The sequence below is a fragment of the Flavobacterium phycosphaerae genome, from assembly GCF_010119235.1.
GTDB classification, from domain to species: domain Bacteria; phylum Bacteroidota; class Bacteroidia; order Flavobacteriales; family Flavobacteriaceae; genus Flavobacterium; species Flavobacterium phycosphaerae.
The window spans coordinates 1,129,069-1,148,616 of the sequence record NZ_JAAATZ010000001.1 but is presented as its reverse complement, the minus strand read 5'-3'; the positions used below and the strand labels follow the sequence as shown (position 1 = coordinate 1,148,616).

The following is a 19,548-nucleotide window of genomic DNA, read 5'->3' as shown; positions in this document are numbered from 1 at the left end:
GAATCCTAAGCCATGAAAAACATCTTTATCATTTTATCTCTATTGAATTTTTCCTTGTTTTTTGGACAGGAAACAAAACTAAGTCAATTATCTTCTTCAGAATTTATGGATTCTAAAATTATATACGAAGACAACGGAGAAGATATTTACGGTTATTTTATCTTGTTTAAAAAGGATGACGTCACTAAGTATCTTTATGATTTAGAATATGTTTTGTTAGACAAGAACTTAAATAAAATTGCCTCAAACAGTTTTACACAAAAGCACAGCCACAATAGCCTTGTTAATTTAAAATTGACCATTAAATACTTGAAAAAAGAAAACAATCTTTTATATATCAGTTTTATAGAAAAATTTAAGACCGAAGAATATAATGTCATCAGTGATGATATTTTTAATTACAGGACCTTAAATTTAAAAGACTATAAAATGTCTGATTTGATGATTATGGATAATGATTTTAAGGCAAAAGTACACCCCGATGAAGAATTGAGATTTGATTATGGCGGAAAATACTTTTTCCCTACAGACAGCAAGGGTTTTATAGCCTTTAACCACCGTAACGCTACTCATATCGTTTCATTTACCAATTTTAAACACTTAAATAAAGACGTAACTGAATTTTATTATTTGGATTTAAACCTGAATAAAAAATGGAGTTTTAAGTTCAATCAGGATCCAAAAGGCAAATCTTTTTACCGATATGATTACCAATATGGTGACGATTCAGATTTAGTTTTTGAAAAAAGATTTTATGAAAAGGCTTCTTCAGAAAATCCAAAACTCATGCTAACTGTTTTTGATGTAAAAACAGGTCGTAACAAATATGACATTCAACTAGGAGATGATAAATACATATATGATTTAAAGAAAACTGTTCTTGAAAAGGATAAAATAATTCTGTTTGCCAAGTTTTATGAAGGTAATAAAACAGGCTATTTTATGTTAAAAAAATCACTTGGCTATGTCAAAATTGTCATCAATCGGGAAACAGGAGCAGAAGTAAGCAGAAACGTTTTCAAATGGTCTGACTTGAGTAATAAAATTGAAATAGATGAATTTGGCCAACTAAAAGGCGGAGGATATATTCACTTTCTGGATTTTACAACAACTAAGGAAGGAAAGACTGTTATAATTGGTGAATCCTTTGAATCAGGAAGTAAAACAAAAATTTTAGACACTTACGTTTTTGAATTTGATTCAACGATGAAAGTCAACTACTTCAAGAAAGTTGAAAAATTTAAAAACACGGTGAATATAAAAGATGGGTACGGAAATTCTCTTGAAAAATATAATGCCTTCGATTTTCTTTTTTCTCAAAAACTATCAGAAGACAACTATGCCTATTTTTATGCCGATAATGAAAAAGAAGGATCTTCTAAAAGAAACCCGAATTGGACTTTAGGAATCATCACCTATGTTGATGGTAAATTTGATTATCAAAAAATGCAACTAACCACCCAAAACGGGCAAATTTATCCCATAAAGGCAAAAAACGGATATATTCTTTTACAGGAAGAATTTAATAAAGAATCTAAAGAGAAATCGGAACTGCGATTAGAAAAAATAAACTATTAAAGTATGCTGCTTTTAAGTAACTAGTGCCGGAAATTTTTAGTTCAATCAAAACAATAAAATCCAAATTCTCTCCGGAATTTGGATTTTATTGTTTTTGTAAGGAATTATCCGAGCTAAAATGCACATATTAACAGTATTAGCGTTTCTGTCAACAATTTTACCCTTTCAGCACCCAAAATTCTACTTTCGTTATAACGAAAATCAAGGCGGTTAATCGTTTTTATTTTTGTGCGAAAGTATTAATCATAATCTTCGCGAAACAAAAAATAGTTTTCCCCAAAACTACCCAAAATTTGACTGATAATGCTTTCCCTAAATCAACGGAAAAGCGTTCATGAGCCACACCTATATTATTATTGATGACAGTCAAGACGATGTCACGAAAACTCAGGCCATTGCTGAGCGTTTTCGTAATTTGTCGTTTGTGGCATCGGCCAATAGTTATGATGAAGGCGTGAATTTAATTCTGGAACACCAACCCCATTTAGTTTTTCTCGAAATTGATCCTTCCGACAAAAAGAGCAATCTTGCCCTGTCGCTTATCAATGAACTATACCGCTATTTAAGTGTGGTTCCCAAGATTATCATTACCACTTCTAAAAAAGAACTGGCCTATGAAGCGCTTAAATACGAAGTCATCGATTATTTATTGAAACCATTAGACATCAATGATTTTCGAAAAGCGATACTCAAATTTGACCGCGCCATCAAATCGGATTTGCCACACATGGAAGTCAAAAATCCGGCAGCCACTTTCGAGGTGTTAGATGAAACGGTAGCAGAAACACTCGAAAAAGAAGAAGAAACCGAGCACGATGTTACAGTAAAAACCGTTCCGGCCACCGATAGCCCTGTGATGGTACAAAAACAACAGTCGCTGATTATTTGTATCAAGTCCTATGGCGATTACCGTTATATTGATTCTGACGACATACTATATTTTGAGGCCGACAACAACTCTACCGACATTCATTTGAACAACGGCGAAATGATAACCGCTTTCAAAACCCTAAAACATTTTGAAACCGTATTGCCCGAATCACAATTCTTACGAATTCACAACAGCTATATCATCAATGTTGACCAAGTTTCTCGTATTCATACCGGTAATACCGTATGTTATATCAAAAACTCTACAACCAAACTTCCCTTCTCAAAATCCTATAAAGACAACGTTGATTTGATTATCAACAGAATAGCCGGCGGCAACTATTTGGAAATTTAGACGAAAAATAATACATTTACCAAAACTTTAGTATGGAAGTAAAGGTATTAATGGTTGATGATCACCCGCCAATTATTGAAGGTTATAAGGCAATTTTATCTTTTAATCGTTATGGTTATGATGTAAAAACCGTATCTGCATTTAATTGTGAAATGGCCTATGCAGTAATTAGTACCACTTCAATTCCATTTGATTTAGTGATGCTTGACATTACTTTACCCCCTTTTCCAGAAAGAAATTTACATTCCGGCGAAGACTTAGTGGCATTGATTAGAAAGCACTTACCAAATTCCAAAATAATTATCCTAACCTCACATTCAGAATCATTATTACTATTAAAAATTTTAAGAGAACATAACCCTAACGGATTACTCGTTAAAAGTGATTTTCAGGCAGAGGAGCTTCTAATGGCTTTTGACACCATCGTGAGAGGAGAGAATTATCACAGTTCAACCATACGAAATCTTAAAAAGAAATGCTTGAAACCACTAAAGTTTGGGATAGTTACAATCGTCAAATCATATTACTTTTGGCACAAGGAATTCAAACTAAAAACCTTCCTGAATATTTGAATCTTTCAAAAAGTGCTATTGATAAGAGAAAGTCTATAATCAAAGAATATTTTGATATAGAAAAAGGAACTGATGAAGACATTCTTAGAGAGGCTCGAAAACAAGGTTTAATATAACTTTCCCATTTTTATTCTATCTATCTTGAGATAGAAAACGCAAAAACACTTCCAAATAAATCAAATTTTAACAAAATGTACACTTTTAGTGTATCAAAATGTATTATTCCTCTTTTACTTTTACGATGTTAAATATTTAACATTATATAATGCGGTAAAAAAAGGAGACTAACCCCTCAACTATGATGTCTTTCAGAAGTGGTATTTTGAAGACAAAATTATTAGAAATTTATCTGTTTATTTTAGAGGTTAGTTATTAAGCAGAGGTAAAGAAAACTAAACTAACCCAAAAAATACAGCCCTAGCTTTTATGTTTTGGACGACAAGAAGCAGGGCTGTACTAATTGAAAATTATTCGTAAGCCTATGAAACATTTATTGTTGGGTTCCTTAACCAGTGTTCTATTTTCATTTAACGGAAATGCACAGAACGATTTTAAATCGGTAAACGGCGAGAAAACTGAGTATGCCTATATCAGCATAAAGCAGGATGACGAGATAACTAAGTATAAGTTTAGCACTCTTAAGGATTTAGTTGAATGTTCAGATAAAATTTTAGAAGACATACATGCAAAAAACGATGACAATAATAAATACAGCTGTGTGGTAACTGTAGAAATATCGATTTCATTTTCTCAAGGAATTGAGAATAGCACCGTAACCGGCATAACTAAATCTTCTTGTCAAACTATTGTTAATGCAGCAAAAAAACTGATATCACAATTAAACGGAATAAATATGTAGTTGTAAAACATAGTTTTACGAATCCAATCTATTTTCTGTTTATTTTAGAGGTTTGAATAAAAAATAAACCATACGTTTTGACAAAGAAATTTACAAAAAGAAAGAATATAAATTTGACAAAGCTATGATGATGGCTTTATAACAAAATTAATAAAAGTGAGTTTTAACCTTTATGTTAAAATTCACTTTGTTTTTTAAACAAATCAGCAATATGATTAAAAAATTATCCTTACTGTGTTTGCTACTCATAACATTCCTGTATAGTTGTGAGCAAAAAACTAAAACAGGTGTTTTAGATTCAAAAAATGATTCTATCAAGAAGTATTTGGATTTGGCCGGCAATGATACATTGGCATTCGATATAAAAACAAAATACAATGACAAAGCTTTGTCTTTTGTTGACTTGAGGAGGGATGATAGTTTAATGAAATTTTATTTGAATTCAATCGCTTTTAATTATTTGGCAACAAAAAGATGGAATATGTTCAAAAATGTGTCTAGCCTATATTTCCATAAAAGTATTGAAACCAAAGACACTTTAGGATTAGCTAGATATTATCGATATAAAGCTGGTTTTTATAGAAAAACACATATTCTAGATAGTTCATATTATTATTATCTCAAAGCAGAAAAGCTCTATAAAAAAACAAATGATAAATTAGGATTAGGACTAGTCTATCTTAACAAGTCTTATGTACAATTTGAAATGGATGATTATTTAGGCTCTGAGTTATCATCTAAAAAAGGTTATCATTTAATCAAAAACTCTAAAGAATATTTTAGCATTTATGGCTGTTTTATTAACCTTGGCAATTGTTATCATAATATGAAGCAATATAACAAAGCTATTTATTTTTTTCAAAAGGGATTAGAATTTGCAAAAAACAACAATGTACCAAACATGCCTTATGACTGCCCAAAAATTACTTGTTTAAATAATATCGGAAATGCATATAGAGAATTAAAAAAATATGAGAAAGCTATTTCATTTTTTAAACTTGCCTTAAATGACAAAAAATTAATAGAAAAAGACCCTTTAACAATTGTGTATTTGCAAAACAACATGGGATACTGTTATCTGAAAACAAAAAACTACAATTATGTCCCTTCCATCTTTTTTAAAACCGATAGTTTGTTTAATTCGTTAGGGATAAAAAATGAGCAATCAGTTAGCAATATTTATTTATCTGAATATTTTTTTCTTAAAAAAGACACTCTAAAAGCCATTCAATACTCAGAAAAAGCTTTACGATTAGCTAAAGAAGCGAAAGCACCATATTACTATCTGACAGCATTAAGTAATGCGGGAGCAATAAACAGCAAAAAAGCACCTCAATATATTAAGGAATATCATCAAAAAAATGACAGCTTACTTTTTGATGAAAGAAATGCCCGAAATCAATATTACAAAATTCAGTTCGAAACCGAAGAAATCACACAACAAAAAGAAACAGCTCTTAAACAAAATTGGATAATTGCCAGTATAGGATTAAGCGTTTTAATTGTTTTGTTTTTAGTGTTTGTAATTTATCGACAAAATACCAAGAGAAAAGAACTTGAATTGTTACAGTCACATCAAGATGCAAACGAAAAAATCTATCAATTGATGCTGATACAAAAGACAAACGAAGAAGAAATAAGACAAACTGAAAAAAAAGAATCGCACAAGAATTACATGACGGTGTCATGAATAAATTAACCAGTACCCGACTCAATCTTTCAATACTATCTGACAAAAACGATCCGAAAACTATCAAAAAATGCATCAGTTACGTTGCTGATATTTTTAAAATAGAGCAAGAAATCAGGAGTATTACACACAACATGAATCAAAATATGTTTAAAAAATCAAATAGTTACTACAAGTTATTGTTTGATTTTATTAAAGAACAAAATAGAGTCAACGAAACTAATTATTATTTGGAACTTAATCAAGAAATCGATTGGGTTAATATCTCAAGTGAAATAAAAATGAATTTGTATCGCATCATTCAAGAAGCAAGTAATAACATTAATAAACACTCAAAGGCAAAAAAAGCCATTATTAGTATCGTTTTAGACGAAAAAAATATTTGTCTTTCTATTACAGATAACGGAATAGGTTTTTGCACACTGAAAAAAAGGGATGGTATAGGTATTCAGAATATCGAACAACGCGTAAAAAAACTAAATGGAACAATTATCATTAGGTCTATTTCAAATAAAAGTACCACAATTAACATTTCAATTCCAATATAGGACTTCAACTATATTTTCATAATTCAAATTTGTCAAAGCGTTAATTATATTCTTTCTCATACTAAGAATATAAGATTAAATAAAAACTCTTACTGGCTAACAAAGCTAATTCTTAACAAAATCCCCAAAATTGCAAAAATCATCCACTCGCATTTGACCCCCATTCACTATCAAACGAGTACATTCTACCACAAACACCTTTATATATGGGGCTTCACAGAGACATCCTTTTTAGTTTTACATCGTGAAAGTGCAATAGCCTCAAATCATTTCTAAGGCACACACCACAAAAACGAAACAAAAACATTAACAATAAAAAGTCTCAAATTATGAAAAAATTAGCAACAACTTTTGGATTATTAGCTTTAATGCTTATCGTGACGTCGTTCACAACACCAAGTGAAATTGGCGGTCAAGTAGTAACTAGACCAGTAGCTGAAATTGGTGGTCAAGTAGTAACTAGACCTTTAGCATATGAAATTGGTGGTCAAGTAGTAACTAGACCAGTATCTGAAATCGGTGGTCAGGTAGTAACTAGACCAGTATCTGAAATCGGTGGTCAGGTAGTAACAAGACCTAGATTCTAAAAATTAATATACACTTTACAATCATAAAAAAAGACTTTCAAATATTTGAAAGTCTTTTTTTATTGATATTACTTTTAGTACTTTAGCAATTCATTTTTATATTTTGAAAAAAAGAGTACTTATATTAATTCCTTTCTTTTTGTTTTTATTTAATTGTACAAAAAATAAAAACGACAAGTTGGCGACCATAACACCTATTAAAGATAGCTTATCATTTTATCTGTCGTCGCAACAAAACACTAACACATCATTTAAAGAAAAACTAAAAAATAACCGGAAAGCTTTTTTAATATTAAAATCTCAAAGTAATAGTTTAAAAAACAGAGCTGATTTATTAAAAGTGGTTACCAATTTTAAATCTTTAAAACAAAACAAAGATTTTTTAAATAGCGTTAATTATTTAATTGATATATCATCTTCAGCAAAAGACACTTCTTCTATTGCTAAATCATACAGTGCACTTGCAAATCATTATATTGATATTGGTAAAATAGATAGTTCTTATATCTATTTTGTAAAAGCAGAAAAATTCTTTTATAAAACAAAGGATAGTTTAAATCTAGGAAGGAATTATTTAGAAAAAGCATATGTCCAGGTAAATATTGGAGATTTTTCTGGCTGTGAACAATCATCAATCTTATCACTAAGATACTTGTCAAAATATAAAGACTATTCGAAAGAGTATTTCGCGTATAATTATATTGCAGTAAGTTCTAACGAATTAAAAAACTATACCAACTCTATAATATATCACAAAAAAGCATTAGAAGTCGCTTCTACAAAAAAATAGGTAACAACCATAACAGAGCAGTCACATTAAATAACTTGGGGGTTGTTTATCAGAATCTAAACAATCACAAAGAGGCTATATCTAACTTTAATTTAGCTCTTAAAGAAAAAAATCTATTTGTTGATAATCCTGAGTTATATACAAAATTATACGATAATTTAGCTTACTCATTTTTCAAATTACAAAAAAAGCAGAAGCATACCGGCTTTTTATCAAAACATATAAAATTGCTGATAGTTTGAATCTTTCAACTGGGATAATAAACAAAATACATCTTTCAGAATATTTTTCTCAAAAAAATGATACAACAAAAGCTATTCAATACTCTACCGATGCTTTAAAACAAGCTAAAAGTTTAAGCTCATCAGGTGATGTTTTAGCTGCCTTAAAACAACTTTCTCTAATTGACAAAAAGAAATCGTCTTTTTATTATAGTGAATACATAAAACTTAACGATAGTATTCAACAGTCTGATAGAATCACTAAAGATAAATTCGCAAGAATAGCATACGAAACCGACGAAATCATACAGGAAAAAGACAGTTTAGCCGAAAAAAACAGACAACTGCTTTACTTTTTTGTGGTATCGTTTATTGTAGTAGTCTTGTTATTTGTAGTAAGAGCCCAGCGCGCGCGTACCAGAGAGCTGTTATACAAACAAGCTCAGCAGAAAGCCAACGAAGACATTTATAACCTTATGATGTCGCAACAGGCTATTATAGATGAAAGTCGTAACAAAGAAAAGAAACGATTGGCCCAAGACCTGCATGATGGTGTATTAGGACGAATGTTTGGGCTTCGCTTAAACTTAGACAGTTTAAATCACAATAATGACGAAGACGCTATCAAAAGAAGGTTTGAATTATTAAACGAATTAAAAACCATTGAACAGGACATCCGTGAAATTTCACACGATCTGAATAGAGAAAAACAAGTTTTAATTAATAACTTTGTTTCTATCGTGCATAATTTACTCGAAGAGCAAAAAACATCTCATGAAGCTAATGTGGTTTATACCATTGACAATGATGTTGAATGGGATAAAGTAGGTAATAATATTAAAATCAACATGTACCGTATATTACAAGAAGGGTTACAGAATATTAATAAATATGCCAATGCCAAGAACATCAACGTAGAAGTAAAAGGAGATAAAGAAAATGTATACTTGAAAATCCAGGACGATGGTGTTGGTTTTGATGTCAATAGAAAAAGCAAAGGTATCGGGATGCAAAACATGATTTCAAGAACACACGACTGCCAAGGAATTATTGATATAACTTCTAAAAAGACCACGGAACCAAAATTGTAATCACCTTACCAATTGAAACCAAACAACAACTAATTATAACAGAAGCATGACAAGCCCAATCAACATTTTAATAGTAGATGACCACCCTTTATTATTGAAGCCTACAAAAACGCTATTAACAAATACAGTCAGCAAGGTTTTGAGTTTGTTATAACACAAGCCAATAACTGCAAAAGCGGCTATGAAAACATTGTTGACCAGCCTAAACCATTTGACATCGCTTTCTTTGATATCAGTATGCCCGAATATGCCGAAAAAGGAATTTACTCCGGTGAAGATTTGGCCATGTTAATCAAAACAGAAATGCCCAACTGCAAAGTGATATTGTTAACCATGCACACTGAATTGCTTAAAATCAACAACATCATCAAAAACATCAATCCAAGCGGTTTAATTATCAAAAACGACTTAACTTTTGATGAATTATTATTTGCTTTTGATAAAATCATCAACAACGAAAGCTATTACAGTCAAACGGTAATTAAATTAGTCGGACAAGCCCAATACAATAACATCGAATTAGATGTTTTCGACAAGCAGATTCTTTTTCATTTATCCAAAGGAGTGAAAACCAAAGATTTACCACAATATATTCCGCTTTCTTTGAGCGCTATTGAAAAACGCAAACTAAACATCAGGGAAATACTGGAAGTAAAAGGAGGAACCGATATTGATTTAATCAATGAAGCCAAGAATAAAGGTGTCATTTAACGATTTTACGGGAAACCGTAACAAAATATGCGGGAAACCGTAATTACCTCCTTATCTACAATAACTACCTTAGCTGAATGATTTCAGGGTTAGTATTTGTAGATTCTAAAAAGAGGTAGTATAACTCAAAAACTACCCCTTGATTTACAAGACTTAGGGGGAAAGCGATACTTCGGTATCGCTTTTTTATGCTTCCATAGCATCCCAACCACGGGCTTTTAGTGGAATTTTAGTATTAGCTCTTGTAATCAAATGAATGCCTTCACTTTCTTTTGTCAAATGACCAATTACTGTGAAATTTGGATTAGCTTTAATTTTATCAAAATCTTCTAAAGCTATGGTAAACAACAACTCATAATCCTCACCACCATTAATAGCAACTGTAGTAGAATCAATATTAAATTCCTCACATACATTAATAAACTGAGGATCTACCGGAATTTTTTCTTCGTATAAATTACAACCTACTTTACTCTGCTTGCAAATATGAATAATCTCCGAAGACAACCCGTCCGAAATATCAATCATAGCAGTGGGTTTTACTTCTAGTTTTTCCAATAAATCTCTAATATCATGTCTTGCTTCAGGCTTTAACTGACGCTCAATTAGATAAGTATAAGCATCTAAATCAGGTTGGTTGTTCGGATTAACCTGAAAGACTTGTTTCTCTCTTTCTAAAATTTGTAAACCCATATAAGCCGAACCTAAATCTCCGGTAACCACTAATAAGTCACCCTCTTTGGCACCATTTCTATAAACAATATCTTCTGCATTTGCTTCGCCAATCGCTGTGATTGAAATAATCAATCCTTTTTGCGACGAAGTAGTATCACCTCCAATAACATCAACGTTATAGAATTTTGCCGCCAAAGCAATACCATCAAATAGTTCTTCCAAAGCTTCCAACGGAAAACGATTAGAAACCGCTACAGAAACCGTTATCTGAGTGGGTTTAGCATTCATAGCACAGATGTCGGAAACATTCACCACAACGGCTTTATAACCCAAATGACGCAACGGCATATACGATAAATCAAAATGCACGCCTTCAATCAATAAATCGGTTGAAACTACTGCTTTTTTAGCTGCAAAATCCAAGACAGCGGCGTCATCGCCAATACTTTTTATAGTAGAAGGCTGTTTAACATCAAAGTTTTTGGTCAAATGATCAATCAAACCAAATTCGCCAAGTTGGGAAAGTGAGGTGCGCTGCGGCGTTTTATCTTCTAACATAGTTGCTCAATTTTAGGTTGCAAAGTTACAAAGTTGCTGTGGTTAATGCTAAATAAAAAACCCAACAACTTTCGCCATTGGGTTTGTCTGTATTTTTATTTGAAATTAATCGTTTAGTTTCAGAACCGCCATAAAAGCTTCTTGCGGAATTTCTACATTTCCTACCAAACGCATTCTTTTCTTTCCTTTTTTCTGTTTTTCCAACAATTTACGCTTACGCGAAATATCCCCACCGTAACATTTGGCGGTAACATCTTTTCTCAAGGCTTTTATCGTTTCACGCGCAATGATTTTAGCACCAATTGCTGCCTGAATCGGAATATCAAACTGTTGTCTCGGAATCAATTCACGCAACTTCTCACACATTTTTTTACCAATATTATAAGCATTACTCTCGTGAATTAAAGCCGAAAGAGCATCCACCGATTGGGCATTTAATAAAACATCCAATTTTACTAATTTGGAAGAACGCATTCCAATTGGAGAATAGTCAAATGAGGCATATCCTTTGGAAACAGTCTTCAATCTATCATAAAAATCGAATACAATCTCTGCCAAAGGCATATCAAAGTTCAATTCTACTCTTTCCGTAGTTAAATACGTTTGATTCGTGATAACACCACGTTTTTCAATACACAAACTCATTACATTTCCAACATAATCAGCTTTGGTAATGATAGTAGCTTTTATAAAAGGCTCCTCCACTCGGTCTAATTTAGATGGTTCCGGCAAATCGGACGGATTGTTTACCACAAAACCAACTTCCGGTTCTTTTTTGGTGTAGGCCAAATAAGAAACGTTGGGAACCGTAGTAATCACGGTCATATCATATTCGCGCTCCAATCGTTCCTGAATAATTTCCAAATGCAACATTCCTAAGAATCCACAACGGAAACCAAAACCAAGAGCGGCAGAACTTTCAGGCGTAAACACCAAAGAAGCGTCATTCAATTGCAGTTTCTCCATCGAAGCACGCAAATCTTCATAATCTTCAGTGTCTACAGGATAAATTCCGGCAAAAACCATTGGCTTTACATCCTCAAATCCTGTAATCATATTTGTGGTTGGCGTTTTGGCATCGGTTAAGGTATCCCCAACCTTTACTTCTTTCGCCTCCTTAATTCCCGAAATTAAATAACCCACATCTCCTGTAGAAATCACATTTTTCGGAACCTGGTTTAACTTCAACGTTCCTACTTCATCAGCAAAATATTCATTTCCGGTAGCCATGAACTTAATTTTTTGCCCCTTTTTGATTTCACCGTTTTTCACACGGAAAATAACCTCAATTCCACGGAAAGGATTATAGTGTGAATCAAATATCAAAGCCTGTAAAGGTTCGTCTTTATTTCCTTTTGGTGCCGGAATTTTTTCAATAATAGCGGCTAAAATATTCTCCACTCCAAAACCGGTTTTACCTGAAGCGTGAATAATATCTTCCATTTTACATCCTAATAAATCAATGATATCATCACTAACTTCTTCCGGATTCGCGCTCGGCAAATCCACTTTATTCAATACCGGAATAATTTCCAAGTCATTTTCTAAAGCCAAATATAAATTTGAAATCGTCTGTGCCTGTATGCTTTGAGCGGCATCCACAATTAACAAAGCTCCTTCACAAGCGGCAATCGAACGCGAAACTTCATACGAAAAATCTACGTGTCCCGGAGTATCTATAAGATTCAGAATATAGTCCTCTCCTTTGTATTTGTATTCCATCTGAATGGCGTGACTCTTAATGGTAATCCCACGCTCGCGCTCCAAGTCCATATTGTCAAGCAATTGGGCCTTCTCTTCACGAGCGGTAACGGTTTGAGTAGCACTAAGAAGTCTATCCGCAAGGGTACTTTTTCCGTGGTCAATGTGTGCAATAATGCAAAAATTTCTAATATGCTTCATCTTCTGTATCTGTCAATTTTTGGGCTAAAAACGCTTTCGCATTTAATCGGCAAATATAAGGCAAAGTTTTGATTTAAAAGGATTGGAAGCCGAAACCAACAAAAATTAGTATTTTTGCCAAAAAATAAGAACATGCCAAAAATCGGCAACATACAATTACCGGATTTCCCTTTATTACTTGCGCCTATGGAAGACGTGAGCGATCCGCCGTTTCGCAGATTGTGCAAGTTGCACGGTGCCGACTTGATGTACTCGGAGTTTATCTCTTCTGAAGGACTGATTCGCGACGCGATGAAAAGCCGTATGAAGCTCGATATTTTCGATTATGAAAGACCTGTGGGCATTCAGATTTTTGGTGGTGATGAAGAAGCGATGGAAATGTCAGCTAAGATTGTTGACACCGTTCAGCCCGATTTAGTGGATATTAATTTTGGTTGTCCGGTAAAAAAAGTAGTTTGCAAAGGCGCCGGTGCCGGTGTTTTGAAAGATGTGGATTTAATGGTGCGTTTGACCAAAGCGGTTATTAAAGGAACCAATCTTCCGGTTACAGTAAAAACACGATTAGGCTGGGATGAAAATTCGATCAACATTGACGAAGTGGCGGAACGTTTGCAGGATATTGGTGTGCAAGCTTTAACGGTTCATGCACGAACTCGTGCTCAAATGTATAAAGGACATTCCGATTGGTCGCACATTGCTCGAGTGAAAAACAATCCGCGAATTACCATGCCTATTTTCGGGAATGGTGATATTGATTCGCCGGAAAAAGCTTTGGAATACAAGAATAAATTTGGTTTAGACGGTATGATGATTGGTCGTGCCGCCATTGGTTATCCATGGATTTTTGACGAAATCAAACATTACTTTAAAACCGGAGAACACTTACCACAACCTACGATGAAAGACCGTATTGAAGCGGCACGCAACCACTTAATCTGGTCGATGGAATGGAAAGGCGAACGTCTGGGCATAGTGGAAATGCGCCGCCATTACACCAATTACTTCAAAGGAATTCATGGTTTTAAAGAATACAAACAACGCTTAGTCACTACTGACGATCACAACGGTTTGCTGCAAATTTTTGAGGAAATCAGAGATGCCTACGCGAATTACCAGTTTGTTTAATCCAACAATTTTTTACTCACACGACTGCTGGCAATCCAACTAGAGATAACGCCTAGCGAGACTATTGTTGCAAAAACAATCAACACATTCTGAATACTAAAAACTACCGGATACGCCAAAGAATCAGTAATCATAACCAGCTGGAACTGTTGCTGTACTACGACGATTATGATTCCTAAAATCAAACCAAAAATTCCACCTAAAACACTCAGCAAACTGCCTTGTAACAGGAATATTTCCTTCAAATCTTTGATTTCGGAACCCAAATTGTAAAGTGTTTTTAAGTTGCTTTTTTTATCCAAAACCATCATAATCAACGCGCCAATTAAGTTGAAAAGCGCTATAACAATCACCAAAGTAAAAATTAAATACACAGCAATATTCTCTGTATTCAGCATTTTATATAATGTAGCGTTCTGCTGGGCTCTGTTTTTTATATCAATCTTATTTTGAAACAGTGTCTTGAGTTTTTCAATCACTGTGGCTTCATCTGTATTTGGTTTCAATTTAATTTCCACCCCTGAAATTTGATTGGATTTTAGTTCCAATAACTCTTGTGCCAATGCCAAATCACAAAACACATATTTACTATCTAAATCTTCACTAATGGCATAAATTCCCACCGGAATCAAACTCGACTTATAAAAAGCTTCTTCCTCACTTTCAATAACACCTTTGCCTTTTCGCGGCACATAAACCTCAAACGGATTATTAAAATCAAAAAGCCCCAATGATAATTTTTGTGAAATACCATAACCCAAGACCACTTGGTAGGTATTCGGTTTTAGCCATTGTCCGTTAAAAATATTGTTTTTAGAAAGGATGTTTGTTTTAGTAAAGTTAGCATCAACGCCTTTCAAATAAGTTACCATCTCCTTTCCTTTAAAAAAGAAAAGCACCCGTTCTTCAACAACTTTACTGTATGAAGCAACGCCATCAATGTTTTTTATTTGATTTTCCTGAGCAGCAGTAATAAAAAAAGATTTCCCTGAGATAGGATTGACTTTCAAATCGGGATCAAAATCATTGGAGAAAGACAAACTAAAATCACGCAAGCCACTAAACACCGAAAGCACCACAAACAGCGCCATCGCACCCACTATAATTCCAACCGAAGCAATACCAGTAATAATATTTATAGCATTATTATTGCTTTTACTAAAAAGGTATCTTTTGGCTATGTAAAGCGGGAAGTTCACTTAGAATTTCTTGCGTTTGTCTAAAAGGTCGCGGTTTTCAATAGGGTTTTCTTTACCGGCTAAAGCATTGTCAATCTTCTCAATATAATCTAAAGAGTCGTCAATATAGAAAGCCAAATTTGGCACTTTACGCAATTGCAACTTCACTCGTTGCGACAAATCATGTTTAATCAAAGGCATATTCGACTTCACGGCAGCCAAAATTTCTGGAGCTTTGTCTTGAGGAAAAACACTTAAATACACGCGCGCTACACCCAAATCAGTAGTAACACTAACTTTAGAAACCGAAATCACCAAGTTGGTCAGCCCGTTTTTACGCACTTCCCCTTGAAGAATATCCACCAAATCCTTTTGCAATACACTGCCAATTTTTTTCTGTCTGTTCGTTTCCATGCCACAAAAATACAATTTTAAATTTTTATAACACTCAGAAGCGAGAGTTTTGGCGTATCAGTTGTCCATTTTCCCGCTCTCCGCTCTACTTCGGTGCCGCTGCGATCGGGGCTAAAACAGAAACTATTTGAATTTTTGTTAACTTTGTTTCTTAATTTACACTGATGAGAAAAATAGAACATATAGGAATAGCCGTTGCCAACTTAGAAACCTCCAACTTACTTTTTGAAAAATTATTTGGTAATCCGCCATACAAGCAAGAAGAAGTAGCCAGCGAAGGAGTAAAAACCTCCTTTTTTATGAATGGCCCTAACAAAATAGAACTTTTAGAAGCCACAAATCCGGAAAGTCCCATTGCTAAATTCCTGGAAAAGAAAGGCGAAGGCATTCATCACATCGCTTTTGATGTAGCCGATATTGTTTCCGAGATAGAACGTTTGAAAAATGAAGGCTTCACGATATTGAATGAAACCCCGAAAAAAGGAGCTGATAACAAGCTGGTTGCTTTTTTACACCCAAAAGGAACCAACGGTGTTTTGATTGAGCTTTGTCAAGAAATCCCATAAAAATAGTTGCAACGAAAAAAAAATAGTAGTAATATTGCAACCTCTTAACCGGTCCTATAGCTCAGTTGGTTAGAGCACCTGACTCATAATCAGGTGGTCCTTGGTTCGAGCCCAAGTGGGACCACAAGATAAAGACCTCTTAGTTAGAGGTCTTTATTGTTTTAAAAAACACCTAAATCCAAAATCCGAAAAATCCCGTTAATAGATAATGAGATTTGGTTACGATTTGGTGATTGAAATTTAAAATAGCTTTAAAGCCAAGGCTGTCGCTAGTTTAATTTTCAATTAATTTATTGAATTTAGAAAGTAATTATTTTGGAGAATAGATTTTTTTTTTACTTTTACGCACTATGAAAATTGTCCCGAATAGAATTATAATTATTCTGGCTGTGTTTTTCTTGTCAGTAAATAACGCTTTTGCTGCACCCGGACCACCACCGCCATCTACTCCGCCACCGCCACCAGGTTTGCCTTTGGACGGGGGAGTTATTTTTTTAGCCTTGATTTCTCTAACCTATGGGTTATATAAAATAGTACAATCAAATAACAAAAAAGCTTCCAACTAATTGGAAGCTTTTTTTGTCTTTTAGTGCTTTATCTTTTCTTTACTGTTTCAAAGCATACAATCTAGCTACGTATTTTCCCACAACATCAAACTCTAAGTTTATTTTGGTTCCCAATTTAAAAGTTTTAAAGTTGGTATGCTCATAAGTATACGGGATAATCGCAACACTAAATTCGTTTGCTTTAGAATTTACTACTGTCAAACTCACTCCGTTTATGGTTATCGAACCCTTTTCAATGGTGATGTTGTTTAATTTACTATCGTATTCAAAAGTAAAATACCAACTTCCGTTAGCTTCTTCAATTGATTTACAAACTCCCGTTTGATCTACATGGCCTTGTACAATGTGTCCGTCAAGTCGATCTCCCAGCTTCATGGCGCGTTCTAAATTGATTAAATCACCGGTTTTCCATTCGCCAAGATTTGTTTTTTCGATAGTTTCTCTGATGGCCGTTACGGTATACTCATCATTATTTATAGCTACAACTGTTAAACAAACTCCGTTATGCGCAACGCTTTGATCAATTTTTAATTCGTGAGTTATAGGAGAAGAAACAGTTATATGTAGATTATCGTTATCTTTTTGCAGCTGTTTTATAATTCCGAGGGTTTCAATTATTCCTGTAAACATTATGGTTTTATTTTACTAAATTTGCACTTCAAAATTAGCAATAAATAACTTGTCCTTCTTATGAAAAAAGCAGAAAATATCATCGTTGGAATTTCAATCGGAGATTTAAACGGTATTGGAAGCGAAGTAATCCTAAAGACTTTTGAAGATTCCAGAATGTTGGAACTTTGTACGCCGGTTATTTTTGCCAATGTAAAAGTGTTGTCTTTCATCAAAAAAACATTAGAATTGACGGCACCTCTTCATGGTATTGACAAATTAGACCAATTAGTAGTCGGAAAAATAAATGTGTTAAACATTTGGCGTGAAGGTGTTGATTTAAACTTTGGTACTAATGATGAAAATATCGGGAAGTATGCGATAAAATCATTTGTAGCTGCCACCAAAGCCTTGAAAGAAAATCAAATCGATGTTTTAGTAACGGCACCTATTAATAAATACAACATTCAGTCGGAAGAATTCAAATTCCCTGGACATACAGATTATTTAGACAAAGAATTGGAAGGCAATGCTTTGATGCTGATGGTTCAGGACAATTTGAGAGTGGGATTACTAACGGATCATATTCCGGTAAACGAAGTAGCCAAACATTTGACAGAAAAACTTATCACTCAAAAAATCGAAACCATTAAACACAGTTTGATTCAGGATTTCGGAATTAACAAACCGAAAATTGCCGTTTTAGCTTTAAATCCGCATGCCGGTGACAACGGTGTGATTGGAAAAGAAGATGATGAAGTCTTAAAACCTACTTTGAAAAAGTTATTTGAAAAAGGAACCTTGGTTTTCGGTCCTTTTGCGGCTGATGGCTTTTTTGGCAACAATCAATATGAAAAATACGATGCTGTAATAGCTACATATCATGACCAAGGGCTGATTCCGTTCAAAACCTTGTCCTTTGGTAATGGCGTAAATTACACTGCCGGACTCAATAAAATAAGAACCTCTCCCGATCATGGGACTGCTTATGAAATAGCCGGGAAAGGCGTGGCCGATTATAATTCATTCAAAGAAGCGGTTTATACTGCCATTGATATCTATAATTCCAGAAATCAACACCAGGAAATCAGCAAGAATCCTTTGAAAACAAAGGAAAAACAGTTATAAACAAAAAAATGTTCATAAGGTTATTGGAATTGCAATAATTTTATATCTTTGCACTCCCGAAATGTCGGGTCAAATTGTTGTATAGATGAAAAGTACAAATGAATATTTAATTCCTTTTATAGGATTAAAATTAGGAAAACATCAGTTTGAGTTTACAATAAACAAAAAGTTCTTTGACGAATTTAGTTTTGATGAATTCGAAAGTTGTGATATAACAGTAGAAGTAGTTTTAGAAAAAAAATCTACTATGCTCGAAATCAACTTCAAACACAAAGGAACCGTAAATGTTCCTTGTGATTTAACAGGAGAGCCGTTTGATTTGCCTATCAAAGGAAAAATTAAATTGGTGGTTCAGTTTGGAGACGAATTCAACAATGACAACGACGAATTATTGATATTGCCACACGGCGAACATCAAATTGATTTGGCACAATACATTTATGAAATGATTGTATTGTCGGTTCCGCACAAAAGGATTCATCCGGGTGTGAAAGACGGAACGTTACAAACCGAAGCATTGCAAAAACTAAACGAATTACAAGTCAAAGAAATAAAAGAAGAAGCAAAAAAAGAAGATGATATTGACCCGCGTTGGGACAAATTAAAACAACTATTAACGGATAAATAATATAGTACAATGGCACATCCTAAGAGAAAAATCTCCAAAACAAGAAGAGATAAAAGAAGAACTCATTATAAAGCAACTGTTGCTCAAATTGCAACTTGTCCTGTAACAGGTGAAGCGCATTTATACCACAGAGCTTACTGGCACGAAGGTAAAATGTATTACAGAGGACAAGTAGTTATTGATAAATCAGTAGCTGTTGCCTAATTAAGTTTTTTTGACAAAACAAACTCCCACTTTATGGGAGTTTTTTGTTTTACTTAATTTTAAGAAATATCCATTTCTAATACCCTCGGTATAATTTTTTTTTGTAATTTCCACAACTTTTCG

Annotated in this window: 21 protein-coding genes and 1 tRNA gene; 17 read left to right on the top strand and 5 right to left on the bottom strand. The window is 33.7% G+C overall.

The genetic code is table 11. The features are described from left to right. Nucleotides 1–12: 12 nt before the first annotated feature. From GUU89_RS05155 to GUU89_RS05105, 11 genes are all read left to right on the top strand, one after another. Nucleotides 13–1,578, top strand: coding sequence for a DUF6770 family protein (locus GUU89_RS05155; protein WP_162126924.1), 1,566 nt, complete (start codon nt 13–15; stop codon nt 1,576–1,578). A gap of 334 nt (nt 1,579–1,912) precedes the next feature. Beyond that, nucleotides 1,913–2,803 carry a LytR/AlgR family response regulator transcription factor gene (locus GUU89_RS05150; protein WP_162126923.1) on the top strand — a complete coding sequence of 297 codons (891 nt, stop codon included), beginning with the start codon at nt 1,913–1,915 and terminating at the stop codon, nt 2,801–2,803. 32 nt (nt 2,804–2,835) lie between these two features. Further along, nucleotides 2,836–3,375: a response regulator gene (locus GUU89_RS05145; protein ID WP_162126922.1), complete on the top strand. Its 540-nt coding sequence runs from the start codon at nt 2,836–2,838 to the stop codon at nt 3,373–3,375. A gap of 481 nt (nt 3,376–3,856) precedes the next feature. Next, nucleotides 3,857–4,234 (top strand): hypothetical protein, encoded by a 378-nt coding sequence (locus tag GUU89_RS05140; protein ID WP_162126921.1) that lies wholly within the window; start codon nt 3,857–3,859, stop codon nt 4,232–4,234. 211 nt (nt 4,235–4,445) lie between these two features. Next, a complete protein-coding gene (locus tag GUU89_RS05135; RefSeq protein WP_162126920.1) occupies nt 4,446–5,924 on the top strand; it encodes a tetratricopeptide repeat protein in 1,479 nt (492 codons plus the stop codon). Next, nucleotides 5,921–6,472: a sensor histidine kinase gene (locus GUU89_RS05130; protein WP_162126919.1), complete on the top strand. Its 552-nt coding sequence runs from the start codon at nt 5,921–5,923 to the stop codon at nt 6,470–6,472. The genes GUU89_RS05135 and GUU89_RS05130 overlap by 4 nt, the downstream gene beginning before the upstream one ends. A gap of 329 nt (nt 6,473–6,801) precedes the next feature. After that, nucleotides 6,802–7,059 (top strand): hypothetical protein, encoded by a 258-nt coding sequence (locus GUU89_RS05125; protein WP_162126918.1) that lies wholly within the window; start codon nt 6,802–6,804, stop codon nt 7,057–7,059. Nucleotides 7,060–7,162: 103 nt separating this feature from the next. Beyond that, nucleotides 7,163–7,849: a hypothetical protein gene (locus GUU89_RS05120; RefSeq protein ID WP_162126917.1), complete on the top strand. Its 687-nt coding sequence runs from the start codon at nt 7,163–7,165 to the stop codon at nt 7,847–7,849. A gap of 35 nt (nt 7,850–7,884) precedes the next feature. Then, nucleotides 7,885–8,091 carry a hypothetical protein gene (locus GUU89_RS15405; protein WP_162126916.1) on the top strand — a complete coding sequence of 69 codons (207 nt, stop codon included), beginning with the start codon at nt 7,885–7,887 and terminating at the stop codon, nt 8,089–8,091. Next, the gene (locus GUU89_RS05110; RefSeq protein ID WP_162126915.1) at nt 8,088–9,161 is read left to right on the top strand and encodes a sensor histidine kinase; all 1,074 of its coding nucleotides are present in this window, start codon (nt 8,088–8,090) and stop codon (nt 9,159–9,161) included. Before GUU89_RS15405 ends, GUU89_RS05110 begins: the two co-directional genes overlap by 4 nt. Before the next feature lie 237 nt (nt 9,162–9,398). Next, complete coding sequence (locus GUU89_RS05105) at nt 9,399–9,872, top strand: DNA-binding response regulator (RefSeq protein ID WP_235921985.1); 474 nt, start codon at nt 9,399–9,401, stop codon at nt 9,870–9,872. Nucleotides 9,873–10,058: 186 nt separating this feature from the next. Here the strand turns inward: GUU89_RS05105 and thiL are convergent, their stop codons facing one another. Together thiL and lepA are read right to left on the bottom strand one after the other, a co-directional pair. Next, nucleotides 10,059–11,105, bottom strand: a complete 1,047-nt coding sequence (gene thiL, locus GUU89_RS05100; RefSeq protein WP_162126914.1) for a thiamine-phosphate kinase — start codon at nt 11,103–11,105, stop codon at nt 10,059–10,061. Between the two features lie 105 nt (nt 11,106–11,210). Continuing rightward, complete coding sequence (gene lepA / locus GUU89_RS05095) at nt 11,211–13,007, bottom strand: translation elongation factor 4 (RefSeq protein WP_162126913.1); 1,797 nt, start codon at nt 13,005–13,007, stop codon at nt 11,211–11,213. A 132-nt stretch (nt 13,008–13,139) separates the two neighbouring features. On the opposite strand from lepA, the gene dusB reads away from it, so the two are divergent. Then, nucleotides 13,140–14,132: a tRNA dihydrouridine synthase DusB gene (gene dusB, locus GUU89_RS05090; protein ID WP_162126912.1), complete on the top strand. Its 993-nt coding sequence runs from the start codon at nt 13,140–13,142 to the stop codon at nt 14,130–14,132. Here the strand turns inward: dusB and GUU89_RS05085 are convergent. After that, complete coding sequence (locus GUU89_RS05085; RefSeq protein ID WP_162126911.1) at nt 14,129–15,331, bottom strand: ABC transporter permease; 1,203 nt, start codon at nt 15,329–15,331, stop codon at nt 14,129–14,131. The two genes, dusB and GUU89_RS05085, sit on opposite strands and share 4 nt — an antisense overlap. After that, entirely contained in the window at nt 15,332–15,724 is a 393-nt protein-coding gene (gene rbfA / locus GUU89_RS05080; RefSeq protein WP_162126910.1) for a 30S ribosome-binding factor RbfA, read from the bottom strand. A 164-nt stretch (nt 15,725–15,888) separates the two neighbouring features. On the opposite strand from rbfA, the gene mce reads away from it, so the two are divergent. Continuing rightward, nucleotides 15,889–16,290: a methylmalonyl-CoA epimerase gene (gene mce / locus GUU89_RS05075; protein ID WP_162126909.1), complete on the top strand. Its 402-nt coding sequence runs from the start codon at nt 15,889–15,891 to the stop codon at nt 16,288–16,290. A 50-nt stretch (nt 16,291–16,340) separates the two neighbouring features. Next, nucleotides 16,341–16,414: transfer RNA gene (locus tag GUU89_RS05070), tRNA-Ile, on the top strand. Between the two features lie 481 nt (nt 16,415–16,895). On the opposite strand, the gene GUU89_RS05065 is transcribed toward GUU89_RS05070, so the two are convergent. Further along, nucleotides 16,896–17,486, bottom strand: a complete 591-nt coding sequence (locus tag GUU89_RS05065) for a riboflavin synthase (protein ID WP_162126908.1) — start codon at nt 17,484–17,486, stop codon at nt 16,896–16,898. A 60-nt stretch (nt 17,487–17,546) separates the two neighbouring features. On the opposite strand from GUU89_RS05065, the gene pdxA reads away from it, so the two are divergent. The 3 genes from pdxA (at nt 17,547) to rpmF (ending at nt 19,425) form a co-directional block, all read left to right on the top strand. Continuing rightward, nucleotides 17,547–18,593, top strand: coding sequence for a 4-hydroxythreonine-4-phosphate dehydrogenase PdxA (gene pdxA / locus GUU89_RS05060; protein WP_162126907.1), 1,047 nt, complete (start codon nt 17,547–17,549; stop codon nt 18,591–18,593). Nucleotides 18,594–18,678: 85 nt separating this feature from the next. After that, the gene (locus GUU89_RS05055; protein WP_162126906.1) at nt 18,679–19,221 is read left to right on the top strand and encodes a YceD family protein; all 543 of its coding nucleotides are present in this window, start codon (nt 18,679–18,681) and stop codon (nt 19,219–19,221) included. Nucleotides 19,222–19,230: 9 nt separating this feature from the next. After that, nucleotides 19,231–19,425 carry a 50S ribosomal protein L32 gene (gene rpmF / locus GUU89_RS05050; protein ID WP_121312109.1) on the top strand — a complete coding sequence of 65 codons (195 nt, stop codon included), beginning with the start codon at nt 19,231–19,233 and terminating at the stop codon, nt 19,423–19,425. The last annotated feature ends 123 nt before the right edge of the window (nt 19,426–19,548 follow it).